14 protein-coding genes and 1 tRNA gene are annotated in these 16,270 nt (G+C 48.5%); 7 read left to right on the top strand and 8 right to left on the bottom strand.

The window, feature by feature from the left end; genetic code table 11:
* Positions 1–8 precede the first annotated feature (8 nt).
* The 4 genes from EBA31_RS21905 (at position 9) to EBA31_RS21885 (ending at position 3,836) form a co-directional block, all read left to right on the top strand.
* Complete coding sequence (locus tag EBA31_RS21905) at positions 9–506, top strand: fimbrial protein (protein ID WP_122080193.1); 498 nt, start codon at positions 9–11, stop codon at positions 504–506.
* A gap of 26 nt (positions 507–532) precedes the next feature.
* Entirely contained in the window at positions 533–1,057 is a 525-nt protein-coding gene (locus tag EBA31_RS21900; protein ID WP_122080192.1) for a fimbrial protein, read from the top strand.
* 119 nt (positions 1,058–1,176) lie between these two features.
* Positions 1,177–2,046, top strand: coding sequence for a reverse transcriptase domain-containing protein (locus tag EBA31_RS21895; RefSeq protein WP_238387482.1), 870 nt, complete (start codon positions 1,177–1,179; stop codon positions 2,044–2,046).
* A 1,298-nt stretch (positions 2,047–3,344) separates the two neighbouring features.
* Positions 3,345–3,836: a hypothetical protein gene (locus EBA31_RS21885; RefSeq protein WP_122080189.1), complete on the top strand. Its 492-nt coding sequence runs from the start codon at positions 3,345–3,347 to the stop codon at positions 3,834–3,836.
* Positions 3,837–4,005: 169 nt separating this feature from the next.
* On the opposite strand, the gene EBA31_RS21880 is transcribed toward EBA31_RS21885, so the two are convergent.
* The gene (locus EBA31_RS21880) at positions 4,006–4,410 is read right to left on the bottom strand and encodes a hypothetical protein (RefSeq protein ID WP_122080188.1); all 405 of its coding nucleotides are present in this window, start codon (positions 4,408–4,410) and stop codon (positions 4,006–4,008) included.
* 316 nt (positions 4,411–4,726) lie between these two features.
* Between EBA31_RS21880 and EBA31_RS21875 the strand changes: the two genes are divergently transcribed.
* Both EBA31_RS21875 and EBA31_RS21870 read left to right on the top strand, forming a co-directional pair.
* Positions 4,727–5,671 carry a helix-turn-helix domain-containing protein gene (locus tag EBA31_RS21875; protein WP_162302915.1) on the top strand — a complete coding sequence of 315 codons (945 nt, stop codon included), beginning with the start codon at positions 4,727–4,729 and terminating at the stop codon, positions 5,669–5,671.
* Entirely contained in the window at positions 5,637–6,116 is a 480-nt protein-coding gene (locus EBA31_RS21870; protein ID WP_162302914.1) for a hypothetical protein, read from the top strand. The genes EBA31_RS21875 and EBA31_RS21870 overlap by 35 nt, the downstream gene beginning before the upstream one ends.
* A 109-nt stretch (positions 6,117–6,225) precedes the next feature.
* Here EBA31_RS21870 and EBA31_RS21865 read toward each other — a convergent pair whose 3' ends face one another.
* From EBA31_RS21865 to EBA31_RS21845, 4 genes are all read right to left on the bottom strand, one after another.
* Positions 6,226–6,435 carry a hypothetical protein gene (locus tag EBA31_RS21865; protein WP_122080185.1) on the bottom strand — a complete coding sequence of 70 codons (210 nt, stop codon included), beginning with the start codon at positions 6,433–6,435 and terminating at the stop codon, positions 6,226–6,228.
* Positions 6,436–7,692: 1,257 nt separating this feature from the next.
* A complete protein-coding gene (locus EBA31_RS21860) occupies positions 7,693–8,415 on the bottom strand; it encodes a DJ-1/PfpI family protein (RefSeq protein WP_122080184.1) in 723 nt (240 codons plus the stop codon).
* A 729-nt stretch (positions 8,416–9,144) separates the two neighbouring features.
* Positions 9,145–10,410 (bottom strand): integrase arm-type DNA-binding domain-containing protein, encoded by a 1,266-nt coding sequence (locus EBA31_RS21850; protein WP_122080182.1) that lies wholly within the window; start codon positions 10,408–10,410, stop codon positions 9,145–9,147.
* Positions 10,411–10,604: 194 nt separating this feature from the next.
* A tRNA-Phe gene (locus EBA31_RS21845) sits at positions 10,605–10,680 on the bottom strand.
* Positions 10,681–11,384: 704 nt separating this feature from the next.
* Here EBA31_RS21845 and speF point away from each other — a divergent pair.
* The gene (gene speF, locus EBA31_RS21840; protein WP_122080181.1) at positions 11,385–13,547 is read left to right on the top strand and encodes an ornithine decarboxylase SpeF; all 2,163 of its coding nucleotides are present in this window, start codon (positions 11,385–11,387) and stop codon (positions 13,545–13,547) included.
* A 52-nt stretch (positions 13,548–13,599) separates the two neighbouring features.
* Here the strand turns inward: speF and mltC are convergent, their stop codons facing one another.
* The 3 genes from mltC to mutY all read right to left on the bottom strand — a co-directional run bounded on the left by mltC (position 13,600) and on the right by mutY (position 16,224).
* Positions 13,600–14,676: a membrane-bound lytic murein transglycosylase MltC gene (gene mltC / locus EBA31_RS21835; RefSeq protein WP_020828615.1), complete on the bottom strand. Its 1,077-nt coding sequence runs from the start codon at positions 14,674–14,676 to the stop codon at positions 13,600–13,602.
* Between the two features lie 54 nt (positions 14,677–14,730).
* Positions 14,731–15,003: an oxidative damage protection protein gene (locus EBA31_RS21830; protein ID WP_020828614.1), complete on the bottom strand. Its 273-nt coding sequence runs from the start codon at positions 15,001–15,003 to the stop codon at positions 14,731–14,733.
* 153 nt (positions 15,004–15,156) lie between these two features.
* Positions 15,157–16,224: an A/G-specific adenine glycosylase gene (gene mutY, locus EBA31_RS21825; RefSeq protein ID WP_238387481.1), complete on the bottom strand. Its 1,068-nt coding sequence runs from the start codon at positions 16,222–16,224 to the stop codon at positions 15,157–15,159.
* Positions 16,225–16,270 lie beyond the last annotated feature (46 nt).

The following is a 16,270-nucleotide window of genomic DNA, read 5'->3' as shown; positions in this document are numbered from 1 at the left end:
GAAGAGTGATGGTAAAACAGGTTGGCAGGGCTGTATTTTTTTGCTCGCTGGTCACGACATTAGCCCCTTTGCCGGTCTTGGCGGAAGAGAACATGCGTTTTCGGGGCGAGTTGATTGAGCTGCCGCCGTGCGTCATCAATGGTGGTGAGCAAATCGAAGTCAACTTTGGGCGTATTGGAGTAGGTAAAGTCGATGGCGTGAACTATATGCAAACGGTGGATTACCGATTGGAGTGTGCGCCTGGTAGCGGTGGTTCGGGCCTTGGGCTTACGTTGATATCCACGAATAGTCCGCGTGGTCAAGACATTATGGTGACTAATCTTATGGGATTAGGTCTTCGAATGACGCTTAATGGCAAGCCGCTTAATCTTAATCAACGGGTGTTGATTGATTCCGAAAATCCGCCGGTGATGCAAGCGGTGCCGGTAGAGGATCTCGATCCCGGCTGGCATTTGTCAGTAGGGACGTTTGAAGTGCTGGCGACCCTGCTGGCAGATTATCAATAAGGAAACGCAATGCAAACGCAAAAAAAATGGCGAGTGTTGCCGGCGGCGTTGAGCCTGGCGCTGGGGGGCTGAGTGTAACCCCAGCGCAGGCGGATAATATGCGTTTGTTCGGCGCCCTAGTGGACGAGCCCTGTGCGCTGTTGCCGGGGGATGAGAACATCTCGCTGGATTTCGGCACTGTGCTGGAGAAATACCTTTACCTGAATCAGCGCACGCACGGCAAACCCTTTCAACTGCATTTGACGGGCTGTGATGTTCAACCCGGCAGCGGTGTCACCCTGACCTTCAGCGGCACGCCCAATGTTGCCTTGCCCGGGTTGCTGGCGCTGGACGGTGGCAGCCAGGCTGGCGGTATCGCTATCGGTATGGAGACGGTGGAAGGAAAGATGCTGCCGTTTAACGAGACCAGCGAGGTTTACCCGCTGACGCCCGGTGATAACGTGGTGACCCTGCAGGCTTATGTGCAGGCTGAACCGGATGCCCTCAATAATCAACGGATCCGGCATGGTAATTTCAGCGCGGTGGCCACTTTCAGCCTGGCGTATCCCTGACTCCGAGTCGCGATCACTGGCAAGCCGCTTACTATTGGCTATGCCGTGCGCGTTCACATGCGCCAGCGGGGGCCTGCGTATGGCACTTACGGTTTCACTGGGGTGAGCAGGGCGCCCGTTTGCAGCAACAGGTTGAACGTGGCTACTATCGACTTTCGCCAATGCAGTTGGTGGGACGGAAAGGAAAGGGAGAAGCGAGGCTGGCGCAGTGGAGTGCGCAGGACGCGCTGGTGCTGAAATGGGTGGCGTTGCGGGTTGAGGGGCTACTGCCCACTCACGCCAGATGTGCGCACTTAAAAGGCCACGGCGGGGGTAGGGAGTCGGTCAGGCAAACCGCACGTGCGCTGGCGAGCGGGGAGTTTAATTTTGTTTACCGCACCGATATTCGTGGCTATTACCGCCATATACGCAAAGAGCAACTGCTGAAGCAGATACAGCAGTATGTGGCAGATCCGGTATTACGTGAATTATTACGACAGTATTTGTATTACAGCGTTGAAGACGGCGGTGAATTTCATACGCCTAAACAGGGAATTTGCCGCAGTTGCCCACTGAGTCCGCTGTTCGGCGCCAGTTTGCTTTACCACGTGGATGCGCATTTTAGCGCGCAGACAGGGATTTTTTATACTCGGTATATGGATGATTTTTTGCTGTTGACCCGAACCCGGTGGCCATTGCGCAGGTCGGTGAAGCAGTTGCATCAATTTTTTAACCAGGGTGGTTTTGAAACGCATCCGATCAAAACTCAGTTGGGGCGAATTGAACAGGGATTCGACTGGCTGGGAGTAGAGTTTAGCGACGCGGGGCCCGTTATAGCACCGCGCGCATTATCGAACCATCACGCCCGACGCCTGCGGCTTTACGAGCAGGCCCGCAGATGTGGGTTGTCGGCAGCGGCAACCCAGGCGCGGGTGCAGGCGTATGAGGCGCGATGGCAAATATGGGCGGATGGGCTGCTGTGTGCCGCGGCTGTTCGCTGTGTGATGTAGATTACCCAATGTAGGGGTGGCTGGAATGTTAATACGTCTGTTGCTGGGGTCCGTCTCTGCGGTAGCTGCAACCATGTGTGTTGTGCCTATTTCTGCGCACGCGTTTTCTTACGAGAGAACGATCGGTGATAGAGGATACCTGCAATCTATCACGATGTGGGGGGGCGTTACCTCCGCGGGATGTGTCCGCAGGTACTATCCGAAGGGGACGCAGGGGGCGTCTTCCCATATCTTGGCGACCACGGATACTACCGTAGGATACACCTATAGGTTCCATGATCAAGACCCATTTCCGAAGGATTGGGACGCGACGGACTGCGAGACGGCGGCCGGGCATGTTAACAGGGGTAATGTGTGGGGTGTCCGCCTCGGTGTGGTTAATAATACTGGTGGTTGCTGCTTTAAGTACAATTCTGTTGTCATCGTTTTTGTGTCGAGGGCCTATACCTTCACATGGACGTTCCGGCAGGACCCGGGTCCTGGGATTCCCCCGCCCGCCACGTGCTATGCCACCCAACCCATGAGCATAGATTTTAAAACCATGAGCGCGAACGATATACCCACGAGTCGTTATGGATCTATTATTAACGTATCCTGCACTCAGGACACCAAAGTGAGGGCTAAATTCGTCTTTGCGAATGGAGCAGATCTGTCTGCCCTTAGTAATGGGCTGAATGTCAAACTCCGTGTTTCAGGGTGGTCTGGCGCTACCGGGTTTAGTTTTAATGCGGTTAAAGACGTCCCTCTTGCTATCGATGTAAATGCATCAATCAGCGCTGATGGTAAGGTGACAGAAGGAACATTCTATACAAATGGCGTTGTTAAGTTGAGCTATGACTGATAGCCTTTTTATCTATGCCCGACATGCTTGAAGCTACATCTATGTTGGATTGGGACTCACCCCTGACGTGGTCGCTGCAAGCCGCGTTCAAATAGGTTCCCGACCGACTTGTCCCTTACGCGAATCACTTGCTACAGTGGGCCGCCGGGATGTGGTCCCTTGCCGCCTCAATGCAACTCTAATATTTTTTTGGTAAGGTGGTAAAAGTTATGCTTATTTAAAACTCATGGTTTTAAGTTCATTTAGTGACTTGGTGGCTGGCAAGAATAATCTGAATGGTTTCTTTTTTTCTGGATGAAATTTAAATAGAGCCATATGACTTGAATTTAACCCTCGGTGGATTTTTCGCTAATTTTAGGTGAAAGATGGAAAAAAAAGACCAGGTTGCTTCCGGTAAATAGCTGTGCTTATAGTGTGATCTCTGCCGAAAGTGGGCTTACTAACGAGTGGCGATGCAATGAAAAAGAAGATATTAACCCTGATTGAGATTCTAGCCCTGACAGTTGTGATCATGGGGGAAGTTTGCGCAGAGGTATCGGTTACGGCGACTGACACCGGCGAGGTGGCCGGTAATTGGGCGGGGAAGAAATGGAACTATGTTTCCGGCCATGTTCTCTGGCGAGAGCAAAACGACTCAGCGGCCCATGTTAGTTGTACGGCGGTGTTGGATTGTGCGTTAGCGGTTGGAACAGTGTATGACGGTAAATTTTACCCCCGCTACGGTTTTGTTACTATTAGCCGCGGCGTAAGTTGGGAAGATGCATATTCAGTATGGCGCTACCAGCATGGCACAGAGACTACTTTTAAATATCCTGAACCGGTGGAGCGCATATCTGCTAGTGGTATCTGTACGCTTATAGGTTTGTACTGGGGCGTAGATGAGAGCGGCGGTTATCAAAGCTGGTTGCCGGTACCCGGGGGTCATTGCGCACCTATTAGTCGTTCTTAATGACTGCGCATCCAAAGAGCAATATTTTTTATTGGCCTTTGCAGGTGGGTGAAAAATTGTTGTTGCAACCAGGCCAGGAGGCTATCTGCAAGATAGCCCCCTGGCCTGGAGTAAAGTAAATCGGCGATTGTTTTCACAAAGGGTTCAAACGATGGCCATTTAATATTCTTCAGGTGCGTATATCATAGTTGAACATTCCTTGATCGCTAAACAATCCTACCCTTTGATCTTCATCTTTAGGGACAGGTTTCAATAGGTTCATGTTTAAACATATGCCATATTTCGGCATGGTGATGATGGTATCCTCCGGGAACCCACCTCTCGCCAATATGGCCTTGGTTCGGAATAATAATTGAGTGTAGTTATCCTCTTTGGATTTTGATTTTGTTCCAGACCAAATGGCCTCAATGATATGGTTTTTATCATTCACTTCATTTAACAAACAAATAACTAATTTTATCTGATTTTTACTCAATACGACTTTTCTGCCGTTAGCTTTGAGTAGTAATCTGTTATTTACTAAAGAAATAGCGTCGTTTTCAAAAATTACTTTATGGGTAAAATGACAGTTCATAATATTTTTCTGGCGTAAAAGGTGACCCTGGGAAGCGCTTCCCAAATATGGATTTCTATTTTTTGTGTGGCGTCAGGGTAGAGCGATCTACCGTTGCCCCTATGTTTTACGTTGTCGGGTTTTCTTCTTTGGCTAGGAGGTTCCTCTGTTGGTGTGTTGAGAATAATCTTAGCACCGAGAGAGTTACTATGGTCATATATAATGAGATAATACTCGTTAATAGGTTTTTATTCTTTTATTTTTTATGTAATAGGTTTATATTCTTTATTTTTTGGGTTGGGTTCTATGTCTTAAGGCCTGTAAGGGTTCAAACTCCGTGGTTGATAGCGAATTTCTTTTAAAATTCAGTTTGATTTTTAGTCGAGGAGGGAAGGTAACTGCATTTTTTTCCGGTTTTGCATCATCTTGCGGGGGAAAGGAAAGTAGATATAATAAAATATATTTAGATACTAGGTGCATTATGGAGTTTATTGTTAACGGTGTTGTAAAGTACAACTCCTCAGATGGGACATTATTTTGTCCTGATAACACTGTGGATATGATCACTTTGACGAGGGTGACCAGTGAGCTTTTGTTATTGTTTATTAATAACAATCATGTTTCTTTGCGCAGAGAGGACATTTTAAGTGAGTTGTGGGAGAAGAGGGGGTTAAGCGCTTCGAGCAATAACTTAAACAATTATGTCTCGATGTTGAGGAAGGCCCTGGAACAATGTGGTCTTGTCGGGCTAATCACCACCATCCCTAAGCATGGGTTTATATTTGATGCCGACATTATATTGATGACTCAAGGTGAGGATGTTAAAGGTAATCAACAAGTGGTTGAACATGCATTGTTAGCGCCATTTCCTGCTAATGATGAAACAATTGTGGTGCCGTCCTCGCGTAGCCATAGTTCGCCACTCAAGGTAAAAGCGATTGCGCTTCTTGTTACGGTCATAGTGATGATCGTCTCACCCAGCTTTTATAATTATATAAGGTTGAAACTTATCCGAACGGAAATTTTCAGCATGGACAGTTGTAACTTCTATCTTCTCGACGACAAAATTGATGGTGCTGTTGGGCAGGAATATATTAATAATGTCAAGGCTATTGCGATTAAAGAGAAATTAAATTGCAAGGTTAAAGCCAATGTCTATTACTTTAGCGAGGAAATGCTAGATGTGTTAGGGCGAGATTTCGTCAGTAAATTGCTTATCTATTGCCCATATAAAAATAAACTCCCTTGTGAAAACTACCACTTACAATATTATGAAAAATAAAAATAGAACATTTATACTCTTCCTGCTAGGGATACTGGCGACTTTTTTTTCCTATCTGTGGTGGAAAAGCGAGGTGAATAGTGCTGGTTTTGAATGCAGAGCTAAGATGCATATCAACATGACAGTTAATATCTGTGATAGAGGGTACAGTGATTTTGATATATTCCTCTCCATGCAGGATAACGGGCGCGGGTATTATATGGTTTTAGGGACTTATACTTGCCCTAACTCACCACCGAAAGTTGTTGATAGTACGTTTCACTTTACCTATGAACAGAGCGGGCAGTATTACTCCTTATATCTTGATAAGCGAGAACCTGGGGTTTCTAATATGGTTAAGATATTTAAATATGATGAATTAAAGATTAAAATAAATAAGATCGATAATTTTGAATATATTGTTTATTTGCCTTTTGAGCAACCGATGATTTGCAAACAGGATTGATTTCGTGTTTTTCCGATAATAACAGGCGAACACATCGGTGTGATGGTATCTGCGGATGTAAAATATGGCGATCATTAGATCGCCACAAGCCTATTAAAATTCAATTTGATTAGTTCAAGCGGTGCAGCTGCGTGTTGATGTAAGCTCGGAACTGGGCATGCGTAACAAAATAAACTTTCAGTTGCCCTTTTAATTCTACACCCATCACCCGCAACATATTACGGTTAACTTCACTTTGTTGCTTGTTAACGTCTCGTAAATGATAGCTAAGTTCGTGGTCTTCAGAAAAGTTAACGTATTCGTGATCGCTTATACTCATTTTATATTCTCCTTTGTTAGGGGCTGTGACTCTTCATGAGCACATTTTTAATTTTATGAACCAATTCTTATCAGGTCAATAGTGTTTGTGTGGGTTTATTTTTTTTTGATTTTAAAATTTAATGTTGAAATGGTTTTTTTGAGATCTATTCATGACGACTTTATATTTAATAATATATAAAAATTTCAATGGCGATGATTTTATAAGGCCGCAATAATTTTTATGAAGGGTTTTTAAATCGTCTATCGTTGATGTTATCAATATACATTGTAACTCCTGCATAACTCATCTACTACTGTCCACTAAGGGCAGAATGTTGGACTAAAGCCCCTCGATACTGCGACAATTAGATGAGAGGATGCTCTAATATTGCGATATAAAATTTTTTTATAACGACAAGTAAAAAAACATTGTTAACATGAAATATAATGAATTAGACTGTTTTCAGTATTGGTATTGAACCAATATAAATAAGCAGTGAACCCTTTTAACCCTGAGATGATTCTGTCGTCCCAGTTTTTTATTTTTTAGAATGAGCATGTGAAGTTGAGCTGTCTTGTTACTACTGTTTTTAGGTCGTTCGTTTTTCCAATTAATTCAAGCCCTGCCATTGCAGGCAGGGCTTGAATTAATTGCCGGTCTTTCCCGGCGGTCAGCAATTAACCCTAGTTGTACCGTACCATGTGCAATATATCTATTGCACTCCTAAGATTGTCGGTCTTTCCCGACGGTCACGTTACATTGGTGGGAACAAATTTCCACCCTCTGGATAGGGATTGATATTGCGTGAACAATCAAATGCGCCCACCTGATGATTTGGAACTACAGTGTCGGGTGCCTCCCGATGAGCCTTTGGCCAGCATCCTTGACTCACGTCTTGTAAACATTGACTTAACTTGCTGATTCGTCCCTCCGCTAGGGGGATTCACCGTAGAAATAACAGCTTAACCCAGGAACAATTTAAAAAAAACAAACACGCCAAATTTTCAGAAAGCTCTTGGTGAGCAAGTATAAAATCGTGGTAATAAGGCCAGGGCTTAGACTTGGTGCCGATTTTTCCTGGCGGTCACGTATCGAGGGACGGAGCCCGTAAACACAAAGTAGGGGCCGACATTTTGGGTGACCGTTGAAACTATTGCTGTAAGTACTACGGTTATTGATAATTGCTTTTATGAGTAATTGCAGCAGCCAGGGTTTCTTTATAGTCAGGTGTTTCTTTAGCCAGATACATCGCTGTAATTGCTTTCGCCTGGTCAGTTAATTTGGGGGCCGCCAGCTGTGGAGTGCCGGTGTTGAAGGGGGATCATAGTGGATAAAGAGTTGCGTTAACTCAGCGGTAGGCTTTCCTTTTAATAAGGAAAGTAAATACAGGCCAAAATCAATGCCGGCCGTCACTCCGCCACCCGTTATCCTGTTTCGGTCAATAGTGACGCGTTCATCCGAAGGAAGCGCCCCCAATGCTGCCAATGTGTCTTGAAAGGCCCAGTGAGTTGAGGCCTTATAGCCATTAAGCAAGGCAGCAGCGGCAATAATGATACCGCCAGTACATACGCTAGTGACGTACTCTGCACGCTTGCCGACGGTATTGATCCAATCCAGCATTTTTTTATCAGCGATAGCATTAAAAGGATTATGCGTCCCTGTCACGCAAAGGATATCGACTGAGCTTAACTCCGAAAAAGTAGCCGTAGGCATCAATGAGAGGGGACTGATCTCTGTAGGTATTGGATTTTTATCGTGCCATACGTACTCAATGTTGAAATCATGATTTTGCAGCACAGTGACAGGTCCAACGATATCCAACGGTGTCATATCCAGGAAAAGTACGAAGGCAATAGTTTTAGCATTAGGATCTTTTTTCTTTTCACGTCCGGAGTTGGGGGCGACTGTGGCCGTAGAAGATATTCCTTGTGCACTGTAAGTTGCAGCAAGAGTAGTGGTTGCCAATACTGACTTTACGATAAAATCGCGTATTTCCATGTTAGCCTCTGAGTTAAGATAGTAGCCGTTAATAATACGATGCCAGTAAAAATGGTCTATTGCAAATGAAACGGATATAACTTAAAAGATGGTAGCAATTAAATGCGTGCGAGTTAAGTGGTATAAGAAGAATCTGTTTAATTATGTTCAATGAAATATTTTATCCTTTAATGTGAAATTTAATAATTACTCATTTATTACACCATTTGCTAATATTTGTAATTCCATCTGTCGGTGATTTTTTTATTGGGGCTGTAGCTATATGATTGTCAATTTTGTGAATTGTTCATGCGCCAAAAAAACAATTTTTTTCAAGCGTGATGTTTTATTTTTTCTGTTTTTTCAAGTCTCTATTTTGTTAATGTCGATTTTTAGATCGGCAAGCATTAGGTTTATGTATTTGTACGCTAAAGTTAGCCAGGGTGGTATCAATAACAGTGTCCTCCACTCATTGATACTTGTCTTGGTTGTAAAAATTAGTGCACTGCCTATTATCACTGTCTACGAAAGAAACATTGAGTCAGCACTGCTCCGGCGAAGGATGTCCTGATTTTCGGCCGTGGTTTTAAGATACCCAACATCATTGACGGTTTTAATCACGAAAGGTTGCCGAATAAATTCCTCTTGAATCTCTCCACATGCAAAATGTTATCCGCTCTGGATTAAATACTTTCTCATTGTGTTATGAGTGCCACCGCGCCTTACTCTTTCAACCAAATTAATTAGTCATCATCTTTGCATCTGGTTATTGGTTTTTGCATAATCGAAAGGAGAGATAGTTTTTTGCTGATTTGCCCCCAAAAAGTCTGCCCACCACTGTAGCATCAATCTACGCTCGTCCAGATGCTCTGCCTTATGGATATACGCAGCACGAACATTGTTACGTTCTTGGTGGCTCATCTGCCGTTCAACCGCATCTCTCGACCACAACCCGGACTCAATCAACGAACTGCAGGCCATGGCCCTAAAGCCGTGGCCGCAAACATCTACTTTTGTATCATATCCCATTAAACGCAGCGCGTTATTCACTGTATTTTCACTCATTGGCTTCCAAGGATTATGGTCACCGGTAAAAACCAGTTCGTGTTCACCGCTGATACAGTGTATCTGTCTCAGAATCACTATCGCCTGCTTAGAGAGTGGAACCAAGTGAGGAGCACGCATTTTTGCACCCCTGTGCGAGTATTTGACGCCTTCAATAGGTTTCCGCTCCGGAGGGATTGTCCACATGGCTTTTTCGAAATCGATCTCGGACCAACGAGCGAAACGGAGTTCACTGGAGCGAATGAAGATCAACAGGGACAGTTTTGTCGCCATACGGGTGAGGGGTTGCCCCTTATACGAATCCAAACGTTCAAGCAGCTCAGGAATGCGGTTAAGCGCAAGGGCAGGGCGGTGCTGGCGTTTGACCGTAGTGAGCGCACCCGCCATGTCTACCGCCGGGTTGTAGCTGATAATGCCTGATTGCGCGGCATACCGCATGATTGCAGAAATTCGTTGCTGCAGGCGCGAAGCCACTTCGTAAATCTCTTTTGTTTCGGCTGCTTTGACGGGAACAAGTAAATCGGGGGTTTTCAGGCTGGTGATATCTCGTGAACCGATAAACGGGAACACGTGTGTTTCGAGGCTCGTCAACGTTTTCTCTGCGTGTGACTCGGACCATTTTTTATTGCTGCTGTGCCATTGGCGGGCGATAGCTTCAAATGTTTGCGCAACGTCGGGGACTGATTTCTTCACCCGCTTTTGCTCACAAGGATCGATGCTTTCTGCAATAAGCTTTCTGGCTTCATCACGTTTTAATCGTGCTTCAGATAATGACACTTCGGGATATACGCCGAGAGCGAGGGTTTTTTCCTTTCCCAGAAATCGATAACGGAGCCGCCAGTATCGGGAGCCGTTAGGATGAACAAGCAAAAACATGTTGCCGCTGTCAGCGAGTTTATAAGGTTTTTCATCCGGTTTTGCTGCTCGGATCTTTGCGTCAGTGAGCGCCATGGATAGGCCTCCTCAGAGTGAAAAGGGGTATAAATTTTATCGAATTAGACTATACCCTCATTTGTACCCGCACAAGTGGCTTGATGCGGGTAGAATTAGGTAGAGTTCGGTGGAAATCTGGAAGGTAGGAACGTTGATTTTTGCGGGCTTAGAATGCAAAAACGGACCTCCATGGAGGTCCGTTGATATGAATTTGGTGCCCGGACTCGGAATCGAACCAAGGACACGGGGATTTTCAATCCCCTGCTCTACCGACTGAGCTATCCGGGCAACGGGGCGCATTTAACCCTATTGGCCGGATATCGTCAATCGCTTTCTGTCACAAAGCCGATCAGTTGCTCTATTTTCATGCAGTGACGATCGAAGCCTGCGGTGTTTTGGGGCATCAACACCCGGTAAGTATGCAAAAAATTCGTGTATTTATACCGTTTTGATTTTTCTGTATTTTATTTTTATTCTTTTTATAACAGTTGGTTACGTTGGTGTTTCCAAGTGAGTGAACAGCATAATAGTTACTTGAACCTCATAAAAAAACATGCAATCATTGCGCAAATTTTAGCACTCTACGTTCCCTAACGGCGTTTCCGCTCATTTAAGTCAGAGGGTTGCAGGCATGACTGGTATGGTTCCTCAAGCGCCACTGCACACCAGACATCTGATGATGCCGCTACTTCGCCGCTATCTTTCCCGAACGCCGTCCTCCAGAAACGCCCAGCCCAGCATGCGGTAAGGCAACTTCATGCTCGCTGTTAGGCATTATTAAAAATAGAGCTGTGGCTCTGATTTTACTGATGTCTATCGGACGCTGCCGATACCAGTTCCCGATAGTGGCCTGATAATCTTAAGAGAGTCAGCCGGTCACGCATGCGCTCTATGCTGCCACCCCGGACATCAAGTTGCCGGGATAACCTTTGTTATCTCATCACCGTGCCTTGTGGCACAGCCTCATCCTTAACCGTTTGAGAGTTAGCACTATGAAAGAATTGAAGATAGCCACCAGCGCCAGCCTGGTCGCCGCCATTGAAACGCTGCGCCAGATTGTCCGCGTCGAGCAGACGGATTATACCGACGTTGCGGCATTGGTCGTGTCGGTTGATGACGTCAACGCCGGCATCCTGGCACAGCTTAAAGCCACCGGGTTCGAGATCCCCACCTTTGTGGCGGTGGCCGGTGACGAGCATCTCTCGCCGGACTACCTGCCGTTTATCAGCGGCGTTTTCGCGCTGGACGGTGCCAGCAAGGCGTTTTATATGGCGCAGTTGGAAGCCGCGGCGGATGCTTACGAGCAGGCGCTGCTGCCGCCGTTTTTCAATACCTTGAAAACCTATGTGGAAATGGAGAACTCGACCTTTGCCTGTCCGGGGCATCAGGGCGGGGAGTTTTTCCGCAAGCATCCGGCGGGCCGCAAGTTTTTCGAGTTTTACGGTGAAACGCTTTTTCGTTCCGACATGTGCAACGCCGACGTTAAATTGGGCGATTTGCTGATCCACGAAGGCTCGGCCAAGGACGCCCAAAAGCATGCGGCACGGGTGTTCAACGCCGATAAAACTTATTTTGTGCTCAACGGCACCTCGGCCGCCAACAAGGTGGTAACCAACGCGCTGCTGACCCGTGGCGATCTGGTGCTGTTCGACCGTAACAACCATAAGTCCAACCACCATGGTGCGTTGATCCAGGCCGGTGCGACACCGGTGTATCTGGAAACCGCGCGCAACCCGTTTGGCTTTATCGGCGGTATCGACTCCCGCTGCTTTGACGAGCGTTATCTGCGCGAACAAATTCGTCAGGTAGCGCCGGAGAAGGCCGAGGCAGCGCGTCCTTTCCGCCTGGCAATCATTCAGCTCGGCACCTACGACGGCACTATTTATAATGCGCGTCAGGTGATCGACACCATTGGTCACCTGTGCGACTACATCCTGTTTGATTCGGCCTGGGTGGGTTACGAAGGGTTTATCCCGATGCTGAAAGAGTGTTCACCGCTGCTGTTGGAGCTGGACGAGCTTGACCCGGGCATCTTTGTTACCCAGTCGGTACACAAACAGCAGGCCGGCTTCTCGCAAACCTCGCAGATCCACAAGAAAGACGACCATATCAAGGGCCAGAAGCGTCACTGCAACCACAAGCACCTGAACAACGCTTTCATGCTGCACGCCTCTACCAGCCCGTTCTATCCGCTGTTTGCGGCGCTGGACGTCAACGCCAAGATGCATGCCGGGGCCGCCGGTCGCCGTATGTGGATGGACTGCGTGAAGCTTGGCATCGAGACGCGCAAGCAACTGTTGGAACGCTGTTCGCAGCTCAGGCCGTTTGTCCCCCTGCAGATCGCGGGCAAGAACTGGCAGGATTACGACACCGATTTGATCGCCAACGACGCCCGTTTCTTCAATTTTGTGCCGGATGAGAAATGGCACGGTTTTGAAGGTTACGCGCAGGACCAGTATTTGGTCGATCCGTGCAAACTGCTGCTGACCACGCCGGGTATTGATGCCGCCACCGGCCAATACACCGAGTTTGGCGTGCCGGCCACCATTCTGGCCAATTTCCTGCGCGAGAACGGTATCGTGCCGGAGAAGTGCGATCTTAACTCGATCCTGTTCCTGCTGACGCCGGCGGAAAACCCGGCCAAGATGCAACAACTGGTGGATATGCTGGTGCAGTTCGAACGTTACGTGGAAGAGGACGCGCCGCTGAGCCAGGCGCTACCAACGGTATATCGCAAGAACGAGCAGCGTTATCGCGGCTATACCCTTCGCCAGCTGTGCCAGGAGATGCACGATTTATACGTCAGCTTCGACGTTAAGCAGCTGCAAAAAGAGATGTTCCGTCAGCGTCATTTCCCGCAGGTGATGATGAACCCACAGGACGCCAACGTGGAGTTTATCCGCGACAACGTTGAACTGGTGCCGATCGGGCAGGCCGAAGGGCGCATTGCGGCAGAGGGCGCGTTGCCTTACCCACCGGGCGTGCTATGCGTAGTGCCGGGCGAAGTCTGGGGCGGGGCGGTACAGCGTTATTTCATGGCGCTGGAAGAGGGCATCAACCGGCTGCCGGGCTTCTCGCCGGAGTTGCAGGGCGTTTATATCGAGAAAAAGGATCACGGCTGGAAACGCATTTTCGGCTATATGATCAAGCAATAGAAAATAAGGGCCGGTTTGCACCGGCCCTTTTCATTGATAACGCCACCGCAAATTATCTTCTGCGGTAACTCTTCTGGGCGTTGTTCACCTTCACCAGGTAACGGCGAGATTCGCCGGCCGGATGCTTGGTGGTCAGCGTCTGATAGACGTCGCCCGGCTGCATGCCGTTGATGATGCTCACCGCACGGGTCCTGTCGCTAGAGAACACGCGCAGCACGCTGCCGGCGCCGCCGTTATAGGCAGTGATAACCGCGTAGCGGCGTGAGGTCGGGTTTTGAATCCCTCCCAAATAGTTATTCTGCAAAATGGCCAGATAAGCCGTACCGGTATCGATGTTGTTTTCCGGATCGAACAGGTAACTGCGGCTTGGTTTGCCCCATTTCCCACGCATCTGGAACACATCCTTACCGGCAGTGTGCTGCACCACCTGCATCAGGCCCAACGCATCTGAACCGCTCACCGCATACGGGTTAAAGCTCGATTCGGTCTGCATGATCGCCAGGATCAGCGACTCTTCTACGCCGTATTTTTCCGATGCCTTGCGCACCATCGGCAGGTATTTGTGGGCACGTTTGTCCAGGTGGTTTGGCACCAGCTGAATAGTGACCGAGTAAATTACGTGCAGGCCGGAGGTGCGTTTTTGCAGCTTGGTCTGCAACAGATAGTCGGCGAAGTGCGCCGCACGCCATTCCCAACGGATCGGCGCACCTTTGTTATCCAGTACCTGGCCGTACAGGAACGGCTCTTTACTGATCTGGATATCGTTGACGTCGGAATAGAGATCGATAGAACCCGGGTCGTCCCCCATCAGCAAGGTGCTGATAATCGCCTGACGCAGGTGAGCGGCAGGATCGGTGGTGGCGATGGTTTCAATAGTGATGGCACCAGAATCAAAGTTGATGTGGCTACGGGTTTGATACTGGTCGGTGTATTTAACGTAATCTTTCGGCCCGGCGATCAGAACTTCGTTCAGACCCCAGATATTCTCGATGTTGTGGGCGAACTGACCCATCAGGATTTCGAAGCCGTTGGTGTCTTTGACCCAGGCTTCGTTGACTTCAGTGCTTTTTTTGCCGGAACAGGATATCAGCAGGGGCGCTATCACTAGCAAAGCTAAAATTTTCTTCATCTTAAAGCCGTATACGAGAAGTATTGGAAGGGCCAGCGCCTGGCCCCAACAGCATTATTCGCTTGGTGGCGTATAGCCTTCGATATGGACGTCATGCCCTTCGAACAGGAATTTGATCATTTCCGCTTCCAGCAATTTGCGGTCGTCAACGTTCATCATGTTCAGTTTTTTCTCGTTGATCAGCATGGTTTGTTTTTTCATCCATTCTGCCCAGGCTTCTTTCGAGATCTCGTTATAGATGCGTTTGCCGACTTCCCCTGGATAAAGCTGGAAGTCCTGCCCTTCGGCGTCACGCTGCAGGAAGGTACAAAAAATGGTTCTGCTCATGCTAATTCCTCATCAATGGCGCTATTGCCAATAAACCCGTCATACTTTGAGCTGCAGGTGTGTTGGCTGCCTTTTCTCACCCGAATCACTTACCTCAGTAAGCTCATCGGGACTCGCTCAGTTGCCGCCTTCCTGCAACTCGAATTATTTAGGCTATAAACCCTGTCGGCGCGGGGACTGTTTTGCCAACTGTTGCAACAGGCGGTCAACCGGTGCGGCCAGCCCGACCGATGGCGGCTGCGCTAAGTTATACCAGAGACCGGCGCCCTCATCCATGCTGCTGCCTGCGGCGTCCATTTCCAGCCATATTGGCACGATATCAAGATGGAAATGACTGAAAGTATGACGAAATGCGGTCAGTTGCTCCCGGCGATTGTTTTTCAGACCGCGCTGTTGCAGCCAGAGTTCCATCTCTTCACGTTCGCTGAACTGCGGGAAGCAGAACAGACCGCCCCACAGACCGATGGCGGGGCGCTGCTCCAGCCAGGCGCGTTCGCCGTGCTGCAGCAATAAAAAGTAGGCGGTTTTTTCCGGCAGGGTCTGCTTGGGCTTTTTACCCGGGTATTTTGCCCAACTGTGGTGGGCATAGGCGATGCAGCCGAGGCTGAGTGGGCACAGTTCGCATTTCGGCTTGGAGCGGGTGCAGACCATCGCCCCCAGATCCATCATCGCCTGATTGAACTGGCCAACGCCCTTGGCCGGTGTAACGTTTTCGCTGATTTCCCACAGTCGGTTTTCTACCTCTTTCTTGCCCGGCCAGCCTTCGACGGCATAGCAGCGGGCCAGGACGCGTTTTACGTTGCCGTCGAGGATTGGGTAGTGTTGGCCGAGCGCCAGCGACAGCACTGCGCCTGCCGTTGAACGGCCAATACCGGGCAGGGCGTGGATTTCTTCAAAGGTTGTCGGGAACTCACCGCCGTGCTGTGCGACAATAGCCTGCGCCGCCTTATGCAGATTGCGCGCACGGGCGTAGTAGCCCAGGCCGGTCCACAGGTGCAGCACTTCGTCCAGCGGCGCTTCAGCCAGCGCACGCACGTTGGGAAAACGTGCCATAAAGCGCTGGAAGTAAGGGATCACGGTGGCAACCTGAGTTTGTTGCAACATGACCTCAGAGAGCCATACTTGATAGGCGGTCTTATCAAGCTGCCACGGCAGGGTTTTACGGCCGTAACGCTGGTACCAGTCAAGCACCACCTGTGCGAACTGCTGTGCTTGCATCATAAGCTGATTCGATATCCGGCAGAAAATGAAGCGCGATTGCAGCATA

The organism is Serratia sp. P2ACOL2, from assembly GCF_003691565.1.
Taxonomy (GTDB): domain Bacteria; phylum Pseudomonadota; class Gammaproteobacteria; order Enterobacterales; family Enterobacteriaceae; genus Serratia; species Serratia liquefaciens.
This window is presented reverse-complemented; position numbering and strand designations above follow the sequence as displayed.